This window comes from Vibrio sp. 1562, from assembly GCF_033340155.1.
Taxonomy (GTDB): domain Bacteria; phylum Pseudomonadota; class Gammaproteobacteria; order Enterobacterales; family Vibrionaceae; genus Vibrio; species Vibrio alginolyticus.
The window spans coordinates 1-618 of the sequence record NZ_JAWOVY010000495.1; the positions used below are offsets into that span (position 1 = coordinate 1).

Annotated in this window: 1 pseudogene; it reads right to left on the reverse strand. The window is 41.3% G+C overall.

The annotated features are described in order from the left end of the window. Positions 1–618: pseudogene (locus tag R7Z49_RS26025) on the reverse strand (type IV secretion protein Rhs); the annotation flags it as partial.

Below are 618 nucleotides of genomic sequence, written 5' to 3' on the forward strand. Positions count from 1 at the left end.
TTTTCAAGATCACCATCAGGAGATACCGTTTTTACAAGCTTACCTAAGCTGTCATAACCATATTGAATTTGAGCACCGGAAGAGTGCAATTTGGAAATTAATTGGCCTTGCTGATTGTACTGGTACTGTGTTGTCGAGTTATCTGGGAATACCGCTTTCTCTTTACGCCCTAAATGATCATAGTGCCATTGCCACGTTCTTCCTGTCGGGCTCGATTTTTCAAGCAGATGACCTTGCTCATCATGAATGAAAGTCCACTCATTATCTAAAGAGTCAGAATAAGAGGACTTTGCGCCCTCATAATGGAATCGATAATCGTAAATACCTGAGTCGCCAAAGTTTCTAATGCACTTAGCACTCGAGCCTTCTCCCGACCATTCAAAGTAATGCGTAAACCCTGTTGGTCGCACACGTTTGGCTATCAAATGTTGGTCTTGATACTCATATCGCTCAGTCAAACCCAAATCATTCTTCGCACTAACAAGATCGTCTTGATCGTCATAGATATATGTTGTTATTACTTGTTCTGTCTTTGCGTTCAACAATTCAACAAGGCGCCCTTGTTTATCATATTGACACTCAAGAACTGGTCGCTTGTTATGTGCAACTTCAATTAGG